A 20,763-nucleotide genomic window follows, 5' to 3' on the forward strand; every position below is an offset into this window, starting at 1 on the left:
ATATTTCAAAAAATTGTGGGGAGAGCAGGATTCGAACCTGCGAAGACATAGTCAGCAGATTTACAGTCTGCCCTCGTTGGCCGCTTGAGTATCTCCCCTAATATCATTTCAATATTTTATAATGAACTTATAAATTTCGAGCGCAAAAGTAATCAAATATTTTACAATTCAAAATTTCATTTCAAAAGCTTCTATTTTTTTTCAAAATTTTAGCTTTTTAAGAGCCGATGGAGGGACTCGAACCCACGACCTGCTGATTACAAATCAGCTGCTCTAGCCAGCTGAGCTACATCGGCTTTTTAATGCTTTTTAAGGCATAAAAAAGTCCGCTATTTCTAACGGACTGCAAATGTATATAAATTATTTATTACACAAAACTATTTTTCAAAAAAAATAATCAAACATGTGCATTTAATTTTTCTTTACGTTTTCTCAATTGCCTTTCTAAAGAACTAACACACTCATCTACACCTCCTTCAAACGATTTGTTGATTTTTTTAATTATAAACTCATCTCCAGGCACACTCAATAAAATTTCTGTTATTTTATTTTCTTTACTACTTGTATTCATAACTTTCAAAAATACATCAGCATGAATTATTCGATTAAAATGCGTTTCTAGTTTATCTAATTTATTTTGGGTAAAATCAACCAACTTTTGATCTACATTAAAATTTACGGACTGCAAGTTTACTTTCATAAGCGCTAGTTTAATTGGTTTAAAAAATATTTTAAGCCTAAAAGAAGAACAAACTAGGGGGCTTGTTTTTTTACTTTTTGTTCCTTGGATGAGACTGTTTATACACTTTTGTTAATTGAGCTACACTATGATGCGTATACACTTGAGTAGCTGCTAAACTGGAATGACCAAGCAATTCTTTTACGGCATTAAGATTAGCACCTTCATTAAGTAAGTGAGTAGCAAACGAATGTCTTAGTATATGCGGACTCTTTTTAACTTTTGAAGATACCTTACTAAAATAGCCATTTATGACGCGATAAACAAGTGTTTCATATATTTTAACTCCTTTTTTAGTCAATAATAACGAAGATTCATCATCACTTAACAAAACACCTGATCTTATTTTTAAATATTGTTTTAATGTTTCACTAACAGATGGAAGCAATGGCAAATAACGCTCTTTACTTCTTTTCCCCATTACTTTAATTTGCATATTTGCTAAATCAATATCAGTCATTTTTAGACCAACTAGCTCTATTCTTCTAATTCCTGTTGCATAAAAAAGCTCAACGATCAGTTTATCTCTAACGCTTTCAAAATCTTCGTTATCGACAAAATTATCCAACACCTCTTCTACTTCCTTAACAGAAAATGGAATTTGAAGTTTTTTAGGACTTTTCAAAGCATGATGCTTAGCTAATGGATTGCTCTCAATCTGATCAATCTTAAGCAGGAATTTATAATACGTTTTTAATGAAGACACCTTTCTATTTATGGATCGATTAGAAACCCCTGTATCTACCAAAGACACAATCCAGGATCTAATTTGCTGATAATTTGCTTCAGCAAGCAAAGTATTCTCATATTCATTTTGATAAAACATAAGAAAAGATGACAAATCAGTCTTGTACGCTTTGACTGTATGTTCAGAATATTTTTTTTCAAGAAGTAAGTAATCAAGAAACTCAGAAATAAACATAAAAAAACCGTTAAGACACAAAAGTATGAAACTTTTGCTATCCTAACGGTTTTAAATTTTATACTGAAAAACGAAGTCTTTCTAGAACTCAGAAAGAACTATAGACCACGTTTGAACTTTTTAAATCTCTTCTTGATCTCTTAAGTGCTGAATATATTGCGCCTTTTGGATTTGCGCTCTTCTTTCAACAGAAGGTTTTGAAAACGCTTGACGCTTACGAAGCTGACGCATTGTCCCTGTTCGATCAAATTTTCTTTTAAAACGTTTTAACGCTCTATCTATATTTTCTCCGTCCTTTACTGGTATAATTAACATAGTGGGTACCTCCTTTCTTTAAAAATTAGGATGCAAAGATAATACAAAAGTATTACTGACAAAGCTTTCTATTAAAATATTTAATATTATTTCAAAGACCACACAGTATATCCTTTTGGGGGTGCTTGAATTTTAACCCATTTTCCTCCTTGAGTTGTTGGTTCCCAGCCTGAATTTCCAGTGTAATCTTTAATTTTTCTACTAGACCAATTTGTTTGTACCCATCTCTCTTGCCATGAATTAGAGTTATTGATATACACAATCAATCCTTGTTTTCCATTCCCCCCATTTCTTTTAGCAATGTATTCATCATTATCTGTCCATAAATTTGTGGTGCTTCCTCCTGCAAGGTTATTATGAATCCATATTAAATTATTCATTTTACTTTTACTCAACCAATCTTCATAATCTCGATAAAAAATTGCTGGATATCCTTCATGAGTTAATATATAAGCATATGCTAATATTTTATTATTAATAATCTCGTCTGTATCATGATTAGCCACAAAAGTTACTGCTCTAGTCGAATTTCTTTTCCATAGCATATCACCACTTAGCGCATTTAAATTATTCCCCATGAATGCATCTCTCATTTTATAATAACATCCAAAATCAAAAGCCGACATCTGCGCATTATCAGTCCACCACTTTAGAGCGTTTACATTACCATCCCAATACTCGCCTACCGCAAAACCACCAACAGCTTGATTAAATTGTCTTGCTACCCAAGGTTCAAAACCTTTTACATAATCGAACCTCCAACCATCAAACTTCATTGTATTTTTATAATATTTGGCTACCGAATTGGTTTTTTTCCATAACCAATCTTGAACATAAGGTTTCTTGTGACTTAGATCTGGAAAACCTCCAAAAAAACCACTATCTGAGTCATATTTATCATTAGGATGAAAATCATATTTTGTTCTGTTAAATTTACCAGACATTGGAGTAAATTTTGTGTATGTCTCTTTCCCAGCAAATTCATTTGACTCTAAATCACCACCACTATTATGATTAATCACAATATCTGCTATTACACTTAACCTATTATTATGCGCAGTTGTTATTAAACTAGTTAGCTCGGATCTTGAACCAAATCTAGTTTCTGTACTACCCATCTGATTAAATTCTCCAAAATCATAATAATCAAAAGGATCATAACCCATAGAAAAACGTCCGTTCTGAGCTTTACTTACCGGTGGTAACCATATGGCATCTATTCCTGCATTACTCCAATCACTCACTTTTCCTTTGATCGTATTCCACCAATTACCTCCTGCCGGTACATCCCAATAAAATGCTTGCATCATTACTCCAGAACCTATTTGTTTTAGAGCTTTGGAAGAAACCTCTTTCTCAAGGTTTACGGTTTGTTCTTCTGCTTCATCTATAAGTTCATCTTTGACACAACTTGAATACAGCAGTACGACGGAAAGAATTCCGTAAAAAAAAGTCTTGTTTTTCATAATTAATTGATATTTGTGTTAAATTATTATCAAATTAATTATTTCAGAGTATCGAAAACGTTTGAAATTTCACTAAAACGTTTGCGTGTTGATAAAATTTAAAACTTTAACATTATCATTAGTTTGAAAAAGATGTTAGTAAACAAATACCCCGAGGTATTGCCTCGGGGTATTTGTTTATATACTTACTAAAAGAATAACTCTACTAAGTTGCGGGTTTATATTCTTTTTTATCAATAATCATTTTTGCTATAATTTCTCTTAAGATTTCTGAAGTTCCTCCACCAATAGGCCCCAATCTACTATCTCTAAGCAAACGTGCTAAAGGATATTCTTCCATATAACCATACCCTCCTAAAAGTTGCAGTGCTTTATAAATAACTTCATCTGCCATTTTAGTCGAAAGTAATTTAGACATACTTGCTTCTTTAACTACATATTGGCCATCATTTAGTCTTTTGGTAATTGAGTAATTAAATTCTTTACACATTTCTACTTCACTCGCCATATCAGCAACTGTATGTCTTAATGCTTGAAATCTATCAATTGTCTTTCCAAAAGCCTCTCTTTCTGACATATATTTTAGAACATAATCTACAGCATATTCTGCACGTGCATGGGAGTTAACCCCCATAATTAATCGTTCTAGAGCAAAATGTTGCATAATATATGAAAAGCCTTTATTTTCTTCTCCCATAAGGTTATTTACAGGAATTTTCACATTATCAAAAGCAATCTCTCCAGTATCTGAAGCTTTCCATCCTAGTTTATCAAGTTTTGTAGCAGAAATACCCGGAGTATCTCTATCCATAACAAAGATACTTATACCTTTATTACCCAATTCTGGACTTGTTTTTGCTGCCACTACAAGATAATCACTATATACCCCATTAGTGATAAAAGTTTTAGATCCATTAATTACATAATGATCTCCTTCTTTAACCGCCGTAGTTCTCATCCCTGCAACATCAGAACCTCCAAATGGTTCTGTTATTGCTAAACATCCTATTTTTTCACCAGAAATACTTGGTGTTAAATATTCTTCTTTTATTCTATCGTCTCCTTCTTTATTGATATGAGTCATTGCCAGATACGCATGAGCCCACATAGCCGCTGCAAAACCACCCGAATTAATTTTCTGTAACTCTTCTAAAAAGATAACAGTATAAAAAAGATCCAGGTCTAGACCTCCATATTTTTCGGGATAAGCAATGCCAAAATATCCCATTTCACCAAATTTACTCCAAATAAAGCGCTCTATATCTCCTGTTTTTTCCCATTTATCGATATGCGGAACAACTTCTTTTTTCAAAAACTCTTTAAGGCTTTCTCTAAACAATTCATGCTCTTCTGTAAAATACATACTATTCATCTGTTCTTTTTCTTTTTTTTTTAAAAACGTCAGATAGAATTTACCAATATTATAGCGCAATTCTTATCGTTATGCACCAAACTATTTACATATGGTAATTTTGACTGTTTTAATTAATATAGGCCGTGTATTGAGATTATCAGCAAAAATAAAGATATCGTAATCCAACAATAGTTTTTGTGTTATTAATTGAGGATTTATCAAAATTCACAGCAATTTTTTCCGATTTTTAATTTAATGTCAAATATAAAGCTATTCTGTCAATTTTTTCTAAAGAAAAACCTTCGATTTTTCCTAATTCGTTAAAATTTGAAACACTTCCATTCTTTTTAATAAAATCAGTTATTTCTAGGGCTGTTTCAAAATCGAAGTAAGGTATTTCTATCAGATCTTTAACTGAAGCGCTATTAAGGTTAATTTTTTTTATGTTTGGTGAAGATTTGACAGTAAAGTTGGATAAAATCTTCTTTCTTTGAAAATCATAAAGACCTTTAATATCTTTAAGCTGTTCATCATCTAAAAATCCACCTATTTTATTTCTGTATTTAATTGTTCTTTCGGCTATAAAGTCTGGAACTTGCAAATCATCTATAAGTTGTTTTGCCAATACTTTATTCAGATCCTCTTTTTCTGTATATGGTTTAGTAAAAGTACTTTTCTTTGCAGCTGTTTTTTTCTTTTTCCATTCAGGAAACTTAAACAATGGAGCAATTACTTTAAGAAGTGAGTCCGACACTCCTGATACCTTTTTAAAATCAGAAATAGAATTTATCCATTTATCTTGTTTCCTAAACCGATAAATTCTATCGAGTTCATCAGGAGACAATCCTAATTGATAACCTTTATAATCTGAAATAAAATTAGGATTAAAAGGTTTTAATCTAAACTTCTGTTTTTTCTGCTCTGCAATGGATTTTAAGGAATCTATTTGAACTTGAAAGGTAGTAAGTTCAACCAAATCGTTTTCTACATGTGTAGACTTAGGATAAAAAAAATACCCCAGTATACTTACCAAAAGGATAAGGGTTAAAATAAAAATCCCATTTCGAAAACGTGAATGTATATCGAAATGGGATTTTATATTATTCATGATGTATTAAATCTTATTTATTCGAAGCTTTTATCGCTTCAAAATATCGTGCTAGTTGTTTTTTAACTACTGGGAACAAGAAAAACAATCCTACCATATTAGGGAATACCATTGCAAAAATCATTGCATCAGAGAACGCCCATATAGAATTCATACTTGCAGCAGCTCCTATAACCACAAAGCTCAAGAACAATAGTTTATAAACTAAATCAGCTACTTTTCCTCTACCGAATAAAAATTTCCATGATTGTAAACCATAGTACGACCATGATATCATAGTAGATACTGCAAACAATACCACTGCAATAGTTAAAAATATATTAGAATATGGTATATATTTCCCAAAAGCTTGGGCTGTTATACCAGCACCTTCATAAGCAACACCATCGATTAAAACAGAACCACTTCCATCACCACCATAAGTAAAGGCTCCTCCTGAATTAAAAATTATGATTACTAAAGCTGTCATTGTACATATAACCACTGTATCAATAAATGGCTCTAACAAGGCAACAAGTCCTTCACTGGCAGAATATTTAGTTTTTACAGCAGAGTGCGCAATTGATGCAGAACCAGCTCCAGCTTCGTTAGAAAATGCTGCTCTTTTAAATCCTACTAGTAACACTCCTATAACTCCTCCTACTCCAATAGCTTTAGGATTAAAAGCTTCTGTAACAATCAATCCAAGAGCATCATCCACAAAAGAGAAGTTACTAAAAATGATATACAAACATGCTAACAAATACATGATTGCCATAAAAGGCACTACTTTTTCTGTAACCGAAGCAATACGTTTTATTCCTCCGATAATTATAATTCCTACTAAAATAGCTAGTATTATTCCTATCCAAAAACCAGCTCCCGTGCTTTCTAGTCCCATTAGTTCTTTTAAAACTATAGTCGCCTGATTTGATTGTGCAGCGTTTCCACCACCAAAAGATCCTCCTATACAAAATACTGCAAATATTGCTGCTGCAATTTTACCTAATGTCACGAAACCTTTTTCTTTAAGTCCTTTGCTTAAATAATACATAGGCCCACCATATATAGTACCATCTTCACCAACATCTCTATATTGAACACCAAGTGTACATTCTACAAATTTAGTAGACATACCTAGTAACCCACAGATGATCATCCAAAAAGTAGCTCCAGGACCGCCTAAAGCAATTGCCAATGCCACCCCTGCAATATTACCATTACCCACAGTTCCTGAGACTGCAGTTGCTAGTGCCTGAAAATGAGAGACTTCTCCTTCTTTAGATTCATCTCTGATAGTATCTTTAATATCACCATCTACCGCTGCAGAAGAATCTCCTAGACCATGTCCTTCAACATCATCGTATTTTCCTCGTACTACATTAATTGCTTTTCCAAAATATCTAATATTAGGAAAACCAAAATAAAGCGTAAAAAATAATGCACTTAATACTAATAGTATAATTACAAATGGTGCACCATCAAATACTTCAAAAAAGATGATACTAGAAATTGTATCAGAAAATGGCTTAAAAGCCTCGTCAATTTTCTGATCTAAACCTTTTTCTGTAACTTCTTGTGCAAATGATAAAAATGGAATTGTAAGCGCTAAAAATGAAAGAAGAATTCTCTTCATAATTCTGTGAGTTAATTAAATTTAGTTATTTATGAGGTTAGCAAGATGCTAAAAAAAACGGTCGTGTACAATTTTTAGGAAGTTAAATGTTTTGTAACGGTTAAATATTAAACTCCTTATTAAGTAAATTAATTTGTTCTGGACGACCCAAAACAACAACCTTTGAACCCGGTTTTAACACTGTACTTGCTTCGGGGTTTACAATATATTCTCCATTTGGTGATTTATACCCTATAATTGTGCAACCTGTTCTTGATCGCATATCTATATTAAGTATAGTTCGCTCTTGATGGTCATCAAACATATCTTCAAAAGAAACTTCTTCAATATTTATAGATCGTTTTCCTACAATAGAAAGATTGTCGAGGAACTCTATTAAATCCGGCACTACCACTAACGAAGCCATATGATCTCCACCTATACGGTCTGGCATGATTACATTATCGGCTCCTGCCAATCTTATTTTTTTATATGAGGCATCTTCAGAAGCTCTACTAATTATTTTAAGTTTCTTATTAATCTGTCTTGCAGACAGCACTATAAATAGATTGTCTGCATCCTCTGGCAATGTACATATTAGGCAAGCAGCATTTTTGATACCAGCTTCAATTAAAACTTGATCTTCTGTTGCATTACCCTTAAGAAATAATAATTGATCATTCTGATATCGTTCTATTATCTCATCGTCTTTTTCAATAATAATAAATGGTTTATTATACGCTAATAATTTTACTGCCGATTGTTTTCCATTTCGACCATAACCAATGATAATAATATGGTTTTCTAGCTTATGTATCATTTTTTGTATTTTTCGATATTGAACTCTTTTCGGGTCATTTTTACTAACGATATAGTCTGTAATTACAGATACAGAATATGCAAATATAGAAACACTCGTAGCAATCAAGAAGATAGTGAATAATTTGGCATTTTCATCGAGTGGATGTACTTCACTAAAACCAACGGTAGACATGGTTATTACCGTCATATACAAAGCATCAATCCAAGAATAATCAGAAAAAAATCGAAATCCTAATACGCCGATCAATATGACAACAATTAATAAAATTAAAGCGATATAGACCTTTTTTCTACCCCAATTGTAAATTTTTATCATAGGTCAAATACTGAAGTTCTTTTAGTATACACTAAATCTTTTATTTTTAGCCAAAATGCCATGTTTAGATAAATCACAAAACCTAAACCAGCTGTAGCAAAAGTCAAATAAATAAAAAACAAACGTACAATTTTTGCACGCATACCCAATCTATCAGCTAATCGTGATGATACATAAAATCCATTTCGTTCTAAAAAGTGTCTTAGATTATATAGCATCCTGCAAAATAATTATATTATCTCAAACTTTAATCTTGATTTAGTAAATTATTACCAATTGCACATTTTAAACATTTTTTTTGATCACAATACATATTCTTAAGTTGTAACATCGCTTGAGAGTGCATTGCCGTTTTGATGGGCACTTTATGTTTTATGAAATTATCTATAATAGTATTTTTCTCATAAGATATTTGAGAAATTAACTTAAAAATTTCCTCTTCTACATATTTTCCTTGACTACGGGCATAACTAAATTGCATAGGGATTATAGTATTTATCACTATTAAATCCACAAATTGCTTAGTCATCTGTTTTTGCCGAGGTTTTGACTCTTTATCAAAGGTATAATGACGCTCCCAAAAACTACTAGTACCAACATTAAAGATCTGATAGAATTCGTTTATATCATATGTCTGAATAATTCTACTAAACAGTCTGTCATTTTTAAAATATAATTTAGCCAATTGCGCTAATCGTATTGTTGGAAAGTTTGACGGTCTTAACCTAAAAAACTGCATTGAAATTGCATGTATTGGTTTAAGGCCAAACTTAGTTTTTAGAAAATCATATTCTATTTTAAGTTTTTTTGAATAATAATTATCTTTTTCTTTTTCTAAAAAACCGGCTTGTCCAAAAAACAAAGCTTCTAATTGACCCAGATCATGAGTACATTTTCTAAGTACAGAGAAATCAAATGAGTTTGCAAAACTTAAAAAGGCATCTCCGTTTACTTTTAACCCAAAGTTTTTTGCTAACATTTTAAACATTACGGTTTCCCAATTATTTGCAGAGCTTTTCAATAATTCTGAAATTAGAATAGACTTTTGCTCTAATCGTTCTAAATACAATCTATCTTGCCAGTTTACTAGGACGAAATCTGAAACATTTGACAATTGATTTTCGCATAAAATCCATTTTTTAAAAGTACGCTCAAAAAGTTTTTGATACCTAAATAAAAGTTTCTCATCTATATAGTCTTTTAACACTAATGTGGGAATACTACTATTATCTTTTCTAAAGACCTTTATATCATCAAACCATACAACATGTAGAATAACATTATTATAAGCAAGATCGTTTTCATGATGATGTGCATACCAATCACTAGATTTGATATGAATCTCGACATTCCCTGCCCATTTTTGATTATGTATTGTTATTTGCGCATTAAAAAAGTCTGGCCCAGAATTTTCTACATTGTGTGTTCCGACCTGCTTAATAATCACCTCGTGGTTATCGGTAGTCCTTAAACAAGAAGGGTTAAACTTCTTGTATTTCCAGAGAAACTGGAGAAAATCTTCTTTCATGTGTTTTTGTATATAGCTTTGTTATTCTGCAGATCAATTATTGATAACCACAGAAAGATGCTATTTACATTTTGGGTAGGATTAAGACAAATGCTTTAGCTTATCTAAATTTGAATGTGAAAATACTAAAATTTACTTTAATCTTGTAAGTCATCAATTAGAACCTTGACCAATACAGACTAATAATAAATACTATCCATCATGAATTCAGTACTTAAATCCATTTTTATTTCGGTATTTCCGCTTATTGCTTTATATTTTTCGATAGACGGCATATTACATTTAACCAATCATGGATTGTCTTACAGATATATTGGTAGGTTAATTGCATCTTTTTCTATATTATTTTTCTTTGCTATGCTATTTATAAAACCTGTGGCAAGAACAGATGCTAATTTAAAAATCAATACCATTTTAATTGCAATTGGATTCTTAATCAGCATTGTATTTGGTGGTCTTATCGAAAAGGATATCAATGGCTCATTACCTAGCGTTGGATTATTCTTAGGATGGATTCTTTATATCAAATGGTATTCTATTTTTACAGATCGTAAATCAAATACCACAATTCAAGTTGGCAAACAACTTCCTTCTTTTGAATTAGAGGACTCTGATAAAAATACTGTGCCTATGTCTGGTTTTATCGGCAACCCTTCTATCTTTTTATTTTACAGAGGAAATTGGTGTCCTTTATGTATGGCTCAAATTAAAGAAATTGCCGAGCAATACAAAGAACTAGAAAAAAGAAATGTAAATATGGTTTTGGTAAGCCCACAACCACACAAATACACTAAAACTCTTGCAGAGAAATTTAATGTAAACTTTAATTTTCTAGTAGATCAAGGAAATAAAGTAGCCAAAGAGCTTAAAATTCTTGCAGAAAATGGATTACCTATGGGTTTTCAAGCCCTAGGATATACAAGTGACACCGTAATGCCAACAGTAATTATAACCAATAAATTTGGAAAAATTATCTTTGCCGATCTTACCAATAACTATAGAGTAAGACCAGAGCCCGAAACTTTTCTTAAAATTCTTGATCAAAACATTATTGACTAAATATTCTCATTAAACTAGAAATAAAATATCCTAAACAAAATTGAGGTTACAATAGGTCATAATTAATGTCATAAATACATTTAATTCTTAAAACTACGTTAATTACAAGTAGAAATGTACTATTGGTAAGATTTTATGTATTAATGGAAAACCGTACAACAATTACTTTTCTTTTCTTTGTTTAACAATTAATGGGAAAATTAATTCACAACGACATAAAGATTACAAAACCCTAAGCTAAGTTGAGTTTGTGTTAGGTTATAGATGGCTGTCATTTTTGATAGCCATCTTTATTTTTATAAATTAATATCAGGATAGATATCAAACTTATTGAAAAAGGATTTTTTAAATTTAGATGAGTTAGAATAATTAAGCGTATCCATAACCTCTTTAAGAGGTAACCCCTCACCAAATATCATATTGTAAGAGCTTTCTAATTTTTTATTATTAAAAAATTCTAGCGGAGTTTGATTATGAATTTCTTTAAACATATTAAAGAAATTTGTTCGACTCATGTGAGCCATCGCAGCAAGCTGATCTACTCCTATAAATGGTTCATGTAAATTGTTCTTAAGATAGTTACTTACTTTATAAATATTACCAACTTGTGCACTATTAATATTAAATGGATTACTCTCTGTCTCCCACTTTAAAACATCTTTCCAAAATGTCTCTAATAATCGGATTCCTCTTGATATATAATATAAATAATTTTCAACCCTATTAATATCTGGTTGCACAATCTGATCAAAAAGATTAGATTGTTTATAAGAAAGGTAAAACTTGTTGATGTGTTGATGAGAATATCGTATATAAGTATCTACGCGTTCGGCCATATCATTATTCTTCATAAAATAAGACCGTGTATACGAACTTTTAAGCACTATCATTGTTGATTTAACTACTGCTCCTTTTGGAATAAAAACCTGCTCACCCTGCTGTGAATCCATACACCTCATATTGCCTGGCGTATAGCTATCAGAATATGTACTTATAATTTGATCTTTCTCTAGTTGATGATCTAATGCATACTTTCTAAAATGAAGAATAATATCTCGTTCGTTTATAGGTTGTCTTATATACTCTATATCTGCATTTGCCTTATAATTATTGACCAACAAAAAAACCTCGGGCGAGATTTTATAATATGATAAATACCCTTCTCCTATTTCAGGTGGAAAATAGATATGATCAGAAGTGCTATTTGGATCTAATTGTGATCTAAAATAGTTTCTTAACTTATCTATATCTGAAAAATCAAACGAATATTTATACATCCTCATTTAGGTTTTACATATGTTTATATTCTTATAAGATCAATACTTTTCATTTAAGTTGCGTATTAGCCTTTGTAAAAGATCGACAGATATAAACAACCCCTTTATCAGCGCGTACACTAATAAAGGGGGTATATTAAACTTGATATAAATATAATAATTTATTTTATATGACTGATTACGTCATATTTTGTGATAATGTGATGCTTGCCATTTTCTAACGCTACAAGAACTGCTGGATTTCCATTTTTAATAAGTTTAGATATCTCATCTAGTGACGTTTTAGCTTTTACTATAGGAAAAGGTTCTTTCATCACTTCTTTGATAGGAGTACTATCCATATCTTTATTTTCCATAAAAGCTTTAAATAAAGCACTTTCATCTACAGATCCTACAAAACCATCAGTATCGATTACCGGTATTTGTGAAATTTGAAATTTACGCATACGTTCAATCGCATGAGAAACAAGTTCTTCTGTTTTTACGGTAATTAATGGTTTATCTGCATGATCCTTTATTAAGCCTTCGGCATTAGAAACTTCTTCTTCAAGAAAGCCTCTCTCACGCATCCAATCATCATTAAACATTTTACCAACATATCGGCTACCATGATCGTGATATAAGACTACTACGACATCATCTTTAGTAAAATTTTCTTTTAACTGAAGTAATCCTTTTATAGCCGCACCTGCACTATTTCCTAAAAACATTCCTTCTTCTTTGGCCAGTCTTTGAGTATATATTGCAGCATCCTTATCGGTTACTTTTGTAAACCCATCTATAACAGAAAAATCCACATTTTTAGGCAAAATATCTTCACCAATACCTTCTGTTATGTAGGAATAAATTTCGTTTTCATCAAAAACACCTGTTTCATGGTATTTTTTAAAAACTGACCCATAAGTATCTATCCCCCAAATTTTAACATTAGGGTTTTGTTCTTTTAGATACTTTCCTACACCAGAAATGGTTCCACCTGTGCCTACACCAACAATAAAATGGGTAATCTTGCCATCTGTTTGTTTCCAAATTTCAGGACCGGTACTTTCATAATGCGCCAAAGCATTAGATGGATTATCGTATTGATTTACATACCATGAATTTGGAGTTTCCTCTGCTAATCTTTTTGATACAGAATAATACGATCTTGGATCTTCGGGTTCTACATTTGTTGGGCAAACCATAACTTTAGCGCCAACTGCGCGCAGAATGTCCATTTTTTCTTTGGATTGCTTATCCGCCAAAACACAAATCAATTTATATCCTTTGATAATCGCCACCAACGCTAACCCCATACCTGTATTACCAGAGGTCCCTTCGATAATAGTACCACCAGGTTTTAACCTTCCATCAGCTTCAGCATCTTCTATCATTTTTAACGCCATTCTATCTTTTACAGAATTCCCTGGGTTAAATGTTTCATATTTAGCCAACACCAATGCATCAACATCTTTTACCAATGCATTCATTTTAACCATAGGTGTATTGCCTATAGTTTCTAATATATTTTCTGCGTATTCCACTAGTGTATATTTAGCAACCTAAAGAAATAGGTCATTTAATCGTACAAAGATACAATCTAGATTACCGATGCAAAAATTTTAAATAGATAATCGATATTATTGAAATCGAATTGATTTTGTAGGAGATATTTTTGAAACGATATATGAAGGAATTAATAGCATTATTAGACATAAAAGTATAGTCCCTACATTAAGCAATAATATATAACCAAGGTTTATATATACGGGAGCTGTATCTACATAATACGTCTCGGGGTTAAGTCCAACTACCCCGTAGTAATCTTGAATTAACAACAAGCCTATACCTATAAGATTACCCCAAAAAAGACCTATTAAAATTAAATAAGCTGCATTATATAAAAACATCTTTCTAATGCTCCAATCAGAACTACCTAATGCTTTAAGAATACCTATCATAGGTGTTTTTTCTAAAATCAAAACCAGTAATGCCGTAATCATATTAATCCCAGCTACTAGAATAATAATCCCAATGATCCCAATAATATTGAGATCAAAAAGTTTAAGCCATTCAAAAATCATTGCATACTTCAACGTTATTGTTTGACTATCAAGTGTAGAAGGTATATTTTCGTAGATTTCCTGGCCTTTAGTATCAATCGCAGTAAAATCGTCAATAAAGACTTCAAAATTACCGATCTCATTAGTCTGCCATTTATTCATTTTTTGAATATGCCGTATATCTGCAAAAAGAAATTTCTCGTCAAACTCTTGAAAACCTGAACTATAAATCCCAACTATTTTAAACGCCCTAATATATGTTTTAGAATTTGAAACAGAATTCTTTTTTAAAAAATATGTAATGGCTTTATCACCTACAGTAAGTCCTAAACGACTTGCTATATGTGAGGATAATAAAATCTCTTCATTTAGTTCATTCCTAAAATCGGGTATTCTACCTTCTATTAAATACTCTTTAAAGTAACTCCAATTATAATCTTTGCCTACACCCTTAACAACGACACCATCAAAATCAGTTTCAGTTCGTATGATACCCATTTTAGTTGCAACTCCTTGCATATGAGCGATTCCTTTTACCTCTGGGAATATAGATGGACTTCCTTTTTCTATCCAATTTGTCCAATCTGAATTTTCTACTAGAGCTTTAAATTCTTTGGAGTAAAACTTTTGATCTTTCGAAATTGGAATTAAAGATTCTAAACTACTATTATTATCAAAGCTTGATATTAGCACATGTCCGTTAAACGCTGCAACTTTTTCTCTTATTTTTCGTTGTAAACCTATGCCAGTAGCAATTGTAATAAGCATCATAACCATACCAATAGCAATAGCCGAAATCGCAATTTTTATAATTGGTGTCGAAATGCTACTTTTATGTTCCTTACCTTTGATAAGGCGTTTGGCGATAAAATACTCGAAATTCAAGCTTAACTATGATTTTTATTAGAAATGCATTCAAAAATACATTTTTATTCTTTTGTACCCTTCTTATTTTTCATGGAAGTGTAACAAAAACATTTGCACAAGGTCAAAATGTAAGACAATTAAATACTATTACTAAAGATAGTGTTCAAATTACTGCACCAATTATTGTGGGTGCAAACCAAACAGAACTTTATCTTCCGATATTAGAAGGTAAAAAAGTAGCCATAGTTGGTAATCAAACTTCAGTCATTTTTAGATATCCAAATCTTAACATGCTTATTGAAGAGCAAGGAGGGATTGAATCTACAGAATTTAAACAGTACACACATTTAGTTGATTCTTTATTATCTAGAAATATTAAAATACAAAAGGTATTCGCCCCAGAACATGGTTTTAGAGGCAAAGCAGATGCCGGTGAACTAGTTGCAAATAGCAAGGATATTAAAACTGGTCTGCCTATTTTTTCACTACATGGCAAAGACAAGAAACCCTCTGTAGCATCCCTATCTGGTATTGACATGGTTGTTTTTGACATACAAGATGTTGGCGTTAGGTTTTACACCTATATATCAACATTACATTATGTTATGCAAGCTTGTGCAGAGAACAATATTCCTGTTTTAATTCTGGATAGACCTAACCCAAATGCGCATTATATAGATGGACCTACCTTAGAGCCTAAACATTCAAGTTTTTTAGGAGTACACCCTATCCCACTCGTACATGGTATGACTATAGGTGAGTACGCTAAAATGATTAATGGTGAAGGCTGGCTAGGCAAAGATCTTACTTGTGAAATTACGATTATACCTCTTAAAAACTATACCCATAAAAGTTCTTATAATTTACCGATTAGACCTTCTCCAAACTTACCTAATGATAAAGCTATAAATCTATATCCAAGTTTAGGTTTTTTTGAAGGTACTACTATAAATGCTGGTCGAGGCACCGAAAAACAATTTCAAATTTTTGGATCTCCTGATCTAGCGATAGAGCATTATAATTTTGCATACATTCCAAAACCAAATTTTGGAGCAAAATATCCTAAACATCGCGGAGAAGTTTGTTATGGTAATGATTTAAGAAAAACAAAATGGCTTAGCTCTATAAATTTATGGTGGTTAGTAAATGCCTATAAAAACTCAAACGACAAAGACAAATTCTTTAATACCAAATCTTTTACACTTCATGCTGGAACAGAGAAACTACAGCAACAAATTCAAGATGGAATAAGTGTTCAGGAAATCAAGAAATCTTGGAGCGAAGATTTAAAAGCGTATAAAATCAAAAGACAACAATATCTTTTGTACAAATAAGATGATTTGGATAATTACGAGTAAACACTTTTGGATCAAAGAATCATCAACTCACAACAATATTAATAATCGCTTAAGCCCTTCTATTACTTTTATGTTCAAGATCTATAGTCGCTTTCATTTTTTCAACGATATTATAAGCAGCAGGGCATATAGCTACATTTTTTAAGGTTAAATCAGAAATTTGCTGAAACTTCTTGCGATCTGTATGTGGATATTCTCTACAAGCCTTTGGTCTTACGTCATAAATTGAACAATAATTATCATCTCCCAGAAAAGCGCAAGGTGTTTCTTGCAATACCAAATCTCCATCTTCATCTCTTCGTAAATACTGTGCTTCAAATTGACTAGATTTCATTCTAAAATGCTTAGCAATTCGTTCTACATCTTTATCTAAAAATAATGGACCAGTAGTTCTACAACAATTACCACACGCTAAACAATCTGTTTTTTCAAACTCATCTTGGTGCAAATCTTGCATGATTTCGTCTAACTTCTTTGGTGGCTTTTTTTTGAGCTTAGTAAAGAACTTTTTATTCTCGTTATGTTTATCTTTGGCCAGTTTTGGTAATTGATCTATAAATTGCTGCATAGATGCAAAATTACAACTAAACCAATGAATTATCATTTAGGAAACAGTAATTATGAATAAAGACATTTTTGGAGAAGCCATTAAAGACTTTTACAATCAGAAATACACTGAAGATATCATAGTACAAGCTCCTGATTTTGATGATGATATTATACCCATACCATATCTATTTAGATCCTATAATGAAATGCCTGAACTAGAAAAAAAAGCATTGGATTTATCTTATGGAAAAGTACTTGATGTTGGCTCTGGAGCAGGAAGTCATAGCTTGTATCTTCAAAATACTCGAGATATAGATGTGACTGCTATTGATATTTCAGCTGGAGCTATAGATATTTGCAAAAAAAGAGGACTACAAAAAGCTATAATTCAGGATATATTCGAATTGAAAAATACTACATATGATACGCTACTATTTTTAATGAATGGAAGCGGAATTATAGGTAATTTATCAAATATCGATCGATTTTTCAGCCACATAAAAACACTTCTCGCACCAAAAGGACAAATTCTTATAGATTCTTCTGATATCTCATATTTGTTTACTGATAATGATGGGGGATTCTGGGTTGATGCTTCTGCCGGATATTACGGAGAAATGCAATACAAACTTAAGTACAAAAATTTAGAATCAGATTGGTTTGATTGGTTGTATATAGATTATAACACATTACAAAATGCAGCAAATACCCATGGATTTTTATGTGAATTGTTATCTGAAGGAGAAAATAACGACTACCTAGTTAAATGTACAATAATTAACTAATTTTTAGCAATTAAAAAAGTAAGTAATGTCATAGTGGTATACTATTTGTGGGTAAACTCCTATTTTTAAACAATCATCTACTAAACTTTTTTATTTACTAACTATTATTCACTAAAAACTATATCCCGTGCAAATTACAAAGTTTCTAAGTTATCTATTTATCACTTCATTTTTACTAGTAAGTTGTTCTAACGATGATGATGCAGCCCCAGATAACAACAATACACCAAATTCTTTTAATGTTGCTAACAGACAACCTCTTGGGAGTTCTGCTAATGATCTTTTAAGTGATAATCAATTTAAAAGTATAACAATAGAAATCGTATCTGTTCAAGGGTTTGAGCCTACATCTACTGCAGTAGATGCTTTTAGACAGTTTTTAGAAAATAGAATATTTAAACCAGATGGAATCACCATCAACCAGCGCTCTGTAGCTTCGTCTAATAGAGCTCCTTTTACCGTAGACGAAATCAGAGAAATTGAAGATGGAAATAGAGGTCTATTTAATGCGGGGGATGAAATAACGGTTTATGTGTACTTTGCTGATGGAAATAATGAAGGAGACACCAATACGCAGGTAACATTAGGAACAGCCTATAGAAATACGTCTATGGTTATTTATGAAAGCACACTACGTAGACTTAGCACAAGACCTGGAGCTCCATCTCTTCCTACGATAGAAACAGCAACACTCAATCATGAATTTGCGCACCTTATGGGATTAGTTAACATCGGTACTCCTTTACAATCTGATCATGAAGATCCAGAAGCAGGTGGTCACTGTAACGTAGAGAGTTGCCTTATGGAAGCTGCAATAGAATTTGCCAGCGGTATGATGGGAATGGGAGAAATAGTACCCGAATTAGATGCACAATGTATCGCAGATTTACGTGCTAACGGAGGAAGATAAAAAAACAAAATACTACCAAAAAAGCATCACTTTAATACAGAGTGATGCTTTTTTAATGGAGTTATTTCTTATTATTTAAAAAACTTTTTTACCATCTAAATACGTTGCATTCACTTTGATATTCGGAATCCTATCTTCATCTACTTCCATAATATTCTCTTCCAGGATTACAAAATCGGCAAATTTACCTATGCTTATACTCCCTTTCTCTGTTTCTTCAAAATTACTGTAAGCCGCCCATATTGTCATTCCTTTTAAAGTCTCTTCTCGTGTAAGCGCATTTTCTTTTTGAAAACCACCTTCTGGGTATTGTTTTAGATCTTTTCTTGCTACTGCTGCATAAAAAGTATAAAAAGGACTTACTTGTTCTACAGGGTAATCAGTACCTAAAGCTACTTTACCGGTTTTTTCTAATAACTTTTTATAAGCATAAGCTCCCTTAATACGTTCGTTTCCTAATCGTTCATCTGCCCAATACATATCACTAGTAGCATGAGTAGGTTGTACACTCATGACTAAATTATCATTTAAAATCTCAAACTCTTCTGGAGCTACTACTTGTGCATGCTCCACTCTCCATCTACGATCCGATTTGTTTTGTAAAACTTCGTAATACGTTTTCATGACAACAGCGTTCGCAGAATCACCAATAGCGTGTGTATTCATTTGAAAAGGAGATCCCGCCAGTTTTTTTGCTAATGCTTTAAATTCTGCATTGCCAATTACCATAGCTCCAAAATGTTCATCTTGGTCGCTATATGGTTCTTTTAAAGTAGCACCACGAGATCCCAAAGCCCCATCTGCATACACTTTAAAAGATGAGACATTCAATTTATCTGTTTTATGCACTCCATTTTTTAAATAATAGTCCACATATTCTGGCACATTACTAACCATGGCATACATCCTGATACTAAGCTCTTCTTTGTTTTGTAAGCTATCAATTAATTGTATTACCTGAGGACTCAATCCTGCATCATCAACAGTAGTTAAACCATAACTGAAATTAATTTTTTCGGCTTCTTTTAAAGCTTGAACTTGTTCGTGAACTCTAGGCTCTGGTATAGTTGATTCTATTAACCTCATTGGGTTATCAATAAGCACTCCTGTAAGTTTACCTTCTTTTATAATAATATCCCCTCCTTCAACTTTGGTATTTACCGTAATTTTAGCCAGATCCAATGCTTTTTGATTTACCAACAAAGCATGACCATCAACACGTCGCATCGCTACAGGGATGTTAGGAAATAAACTATCTAATTTTTCTTTGGTTGGGAACTCTTTCACTTCCCAATCATTTTGATCCCAACCTCTACCTGTTATAAAAGCTACATTATTTTCTTTTTGAAATGATACGATACGTTCTAGTACCTCATCATAACTTTTGGTCCCTCTTAAATCAACTTTTTGCTGCTGTAATCCTAATCTATAAAAATGACAGTGTGCATCTATCAATCCTGGAACGATAGTTTTTCCATTTGCGTCCAAAGTATCAGAAACATTATATTGTTTCATTAATGTTTCACTTGTTCCAACCGCTATAAATTTTCCGTCTTTAATTACAAAAGCTTCTGCTTTTGGTTTATCATCATCTACTGTATATATGTTTGCATTTAATACCAAAAGATCTGCATCTTTTTTGGGTTCTTGACAAGAAATAAAAAACAGTGTAATACTAAATAATAGAATAACTTTTTGCATTGTGTATTTGAGTTTGATGTATGTAATAGTGCTTAAAAGTAGGAATATCTA

19 protein-coding genes and 2 tRNA genes are annotated in these 20,763 nt (G+C 32.0%); 4 read left to right on the forward strand and 17 right to left on the reverse strand.

Features of this window, described 5'->3' with window-relative positions; translation table 11 throughout:
* Window positions 1-16: 16 nt before the first annotated feature.
* The 12 genes from D1816_RS10170 to D1816_RS10225 all read right to left on the reverse strand — a co-directional run bounded on the left by D1816_RS10170 (window position 17) and on the right by D1816_RS10225 (window position 10,164).
* Window positions 17-98, reverse strand: a tRNA-Tyr gene (locus tag D1816_RS10170).
* 124 nt (window positions 99-222) lie between these two features.
* Window positions 223-296 (reverse strand) — tRNA-Thr (locus D1816_RS10175).
* A gap of 101 nt (window positions 297-397) precedes the next feature.
* Window positions 398-700: a ribosome hibernation-promoting factor, HPF/YfiA family gene (gene hpf, locus D1816_RS10180; RefSeq protein WP_066312466.1), complete on the reverse strand. Its 303-nt coding sequence runs from the start codon at window positions 698-700 to the stop codon at window positions 398-400.
* A 70-nt stretch (window positions 701-770) separates the two neighbouring features.
* A complete protein-coding gene (locus tag D1816_RS10185; RefSeq protein WP_118502649.1) occupies window positions 771-1,661 on the reverse strand; it encodes a tyrosine-type recombinase/integrase in 891 nt (296 codons plus the stop codon).
* Between the two features lie 120 nt (window positions 1,662-1,781).
* Window positions 1,782-1,976 (reverse strand): 30S ribosomal protein S21, encoded by a 195-nt coding sequence (gene rpsU / locus D1816_RS10190; RefSeq protein WP_024768892.1) that lies wholly within the window; start codon window positions 1,974-1,976, stop codon window positions 1,782-1,784.
* Window positions 1,977-2,062: 86 nt separating this feature from the next.
* Window positions 2,063-3,442 carry an alpha-amylase gene (locus D1816_RS10195; protein WP_118502651.1) on the reverse strand — a complete coding sequence of 460 codons (1,380 nt, stop codon included), beginning with the start codon at window positions 3,440-3,442 and terminating at the stop codon, window positions 2,063-2,065.
* Window positions 3,443-3,647: 205 nt separating this feature from the next.
* The gene (locus D1816_RS10200; RefSeq protein ID WP_066312472.1) at window positions 3,648-4,814 is read right to left on the reverse strand and encodes an acyl-CoA dehydrogenase family protein; all 1,167 of its coding nucleotides are present in this window, start codon (window positions 4,812-4,814) and stop codon (window positions 3,648-3,650) included.
* 229 nt (window positions 4,815-5,043) lie between these two features.
* A complete protein-coding gene (locus tag D1816_RS10205; RefSeq protein ID WP_118502653.1) occupies window positions 5,044-5,904 on the reverse strand; it encodes a helix-hairpin-helix domain-containing protein in 861 nt (286 codons plus the stop codon).
* Between the two features lie 13 nt (window positions 5,905-5,917).
* On the reverse strand, window positions 5,918-7,519 hold the full coding sequence (locus D1816_RS10210; RefSeq protein ID WP_066312478.1) for a sodium:alanine symporter family protein: 1,602 nt from the start codon (window positions 7,517-7,519) through the stop codon (window positions 5,918-5,920).
* Window positions 7,520-7,619: 100 nt separating this feature from the next.
* Window positions 7,620-8,636, reverse strand: a complete 1,017-nt coding sequence (locus tag D1816_RS10215; RefSeq protein ID WP_066312482.1) for a TrkA family potassium uptake protein — start codon at window positions 8,634-8,636, stop codon at window positions 7,620-7,622.
* Window positions 8,633-8,854 carry a PspC family transcriptional regulator gene (locus D1816_RS10220; RefSeq protein WP_066312488.1) on the reverse strand — a complete coding sequence of 74 codons (222 nt, stop codon included), beginning with the start codon at window positions 8,852-8,854 and terminating at the stop codon, window positions 8,633-8,635. Before D1816_RS10220 ends, D1816_RS10215 begins: the two co-directional genes overlap by 4 nt.
* A 29-nt stretch (window positions 8,855-8,883) precedes the next feature.
* Entirely contained in the window at window positions 8,884-10,164 is a 1,281-nt protein-coding gene (locus tag D1816_RS10225) for a DUF2851 family protein (RefSeq protein ID WP_118502655.1), read from the reverse strand.
* A gap of 201 nt (window positions 10,165-10,365) precedes the next feature.
* On the opposite strand from D1816_RS10225, the gene D1816_RS10230 reads away from it, so the two are divergent.
* Window positions 10,366-11,223, forward strand: a complete 858-nt coding sequence (locus D1816_RS10230; RefSeq protein WP_118502657.1) for a peroxiredoxin family protein — start codon at window positions 10,366-10,368, stop codon at window positions 11,221-11,223.
* A gap of 296 nt (window positions 11,224-11,519) precedes the next feature.
* On the opposite strand, the gene D1816_RS10235 is transcribed toward D1816_RS10230, so the two are convergent.
* The 3 genes from D1816_RS10235 to D1816_RS10245 form a co-directional block, all read right to left on the reverse strand.
* Window positions 11,520-12,500, reverse strand: a complete 981-nt coding sequence (locus D1816_RS10235; RefSeq protein ID WP_066312497.1) for an AraC family transcriptional regulator — start codon at window positions 12,498-12,500, stop codon at window positions 11,520-11,522.
* Window positions 12,501-12,661: 161 nt separating this feature from the next.
* The gene (locus D1816_RS10240) at window positions 12,662-14,023 is read right to left on the reverse strand and encodes a pyridoxal-phosphate dependent enzyme (protein WP_118502659.1); all 1,362 of its coding nucleotides are present in this window, start codon (window positions 14,021-14,023) and stop codon (window positions 12,662-12,664) included.
* Window positions 14,024-14,119: 96 nt separating this feature from the next.
* Entirely contained in the window at window positions 14,120-15,427 is a 1,308-nt protein-coding gene (locus D1816_RS10245) for an ABC transporter permease (protein WP_066312516.1), read from the reverse strand.
* Window positions 15,428-15,435: 8 nt separating this feature from the next.
* Between D1816_RS10245 and D1816_RS10250 the strand changes: the two genes are divergently transcribed.
* Window positions 15,436-16,743: an exo-beta-N-acetylmuramidase NamZ domain-containing protein gene (locus D1816_RS10250; protein ID WP_118502661.1), complete on the forward strand. Its 1,308-nt coding sequence runs from the start codon at window positions 15,436-15,438 to the stop codon at window positions 16,741-16,743.
* A 73-nt stretch (window positions 16,744-16,816) separates the two neighbouring features.
* On the opposite strand, the gene D1816_RS10255 is transcribed toward D1816_RS10250, so the two are convergent.
* Window positions 16,817-17,335, reverse strand: coding sequence for a YkgJ family cysteine cluster protein (locus D1816_RS10255; protein WP_066312722.1), 519 nt, complete (start codon window positions 17,333-17,335; stop codon window positions 16,817-16,819).
* Window positions 17,336-17,387: 52 nt separating this feature from the next.
* Here D1816_RS10255 and D1816_RS10260 point away from each other — a divergent pair, with 52 nt between their 5' ends.
* Window positions 17,388-18,101, forward strand: a complete 714-nt coding sequence (locus D1816_RS10260) for a bifunctional 2-polyprenyl-6-hydroxyphenol methylase/3-demethylubiquinol 3-O-methyltransferase UbiG (protein ID WP_066312520.1) — start codon at window positions 17,388-17,390, stop codon at window positions 18,099-18,101.
* Window positions 18,102-18,228: 127 nt separating this feature from the next.
* The gene (locus D1816_RS10265; RefSeq protein ID WP_232517369.1) at window positions 18,229-19,011 is read left to right on the forward strand and encodes a hypothetical protein; all 783 of its coding nucleotides are present in this window, start codon (window positions 18,229-18,231) and stop codon (window positions 19,009-19,011) included.
* A gap of 75 nt (window positions 19,012-19,086) precedes the next feature.
* On the opposite strand, the gene D1816_RS10270 is transcribed toward D1816_RS10265, so the two are convergent.
* The gene (locus D1816_RS10270) at window positions 19,087-20,712 is read right to left on the reverse strand and encodes an amidohydrolase (RefSeq protein WP_118502663.1); all 1,626 of its coding nucleotides are present in this window, start codon (window positions 20,710-20,712) and stop codon (window positions 19,087-19,089) included.
* Between the last annotated feature and the right edge of the window lie 51 nt (window positions 20,713-20,763).

The organism is Aquimarina sp. AD10 (genome assembly GCF_003443715.1).
GTDB lineage: Bacteria > Bacteroidota > Bacteroidia > Flavobacteriales > Flavobacteriaceae > Aquimarina > Aquimarina aggregata.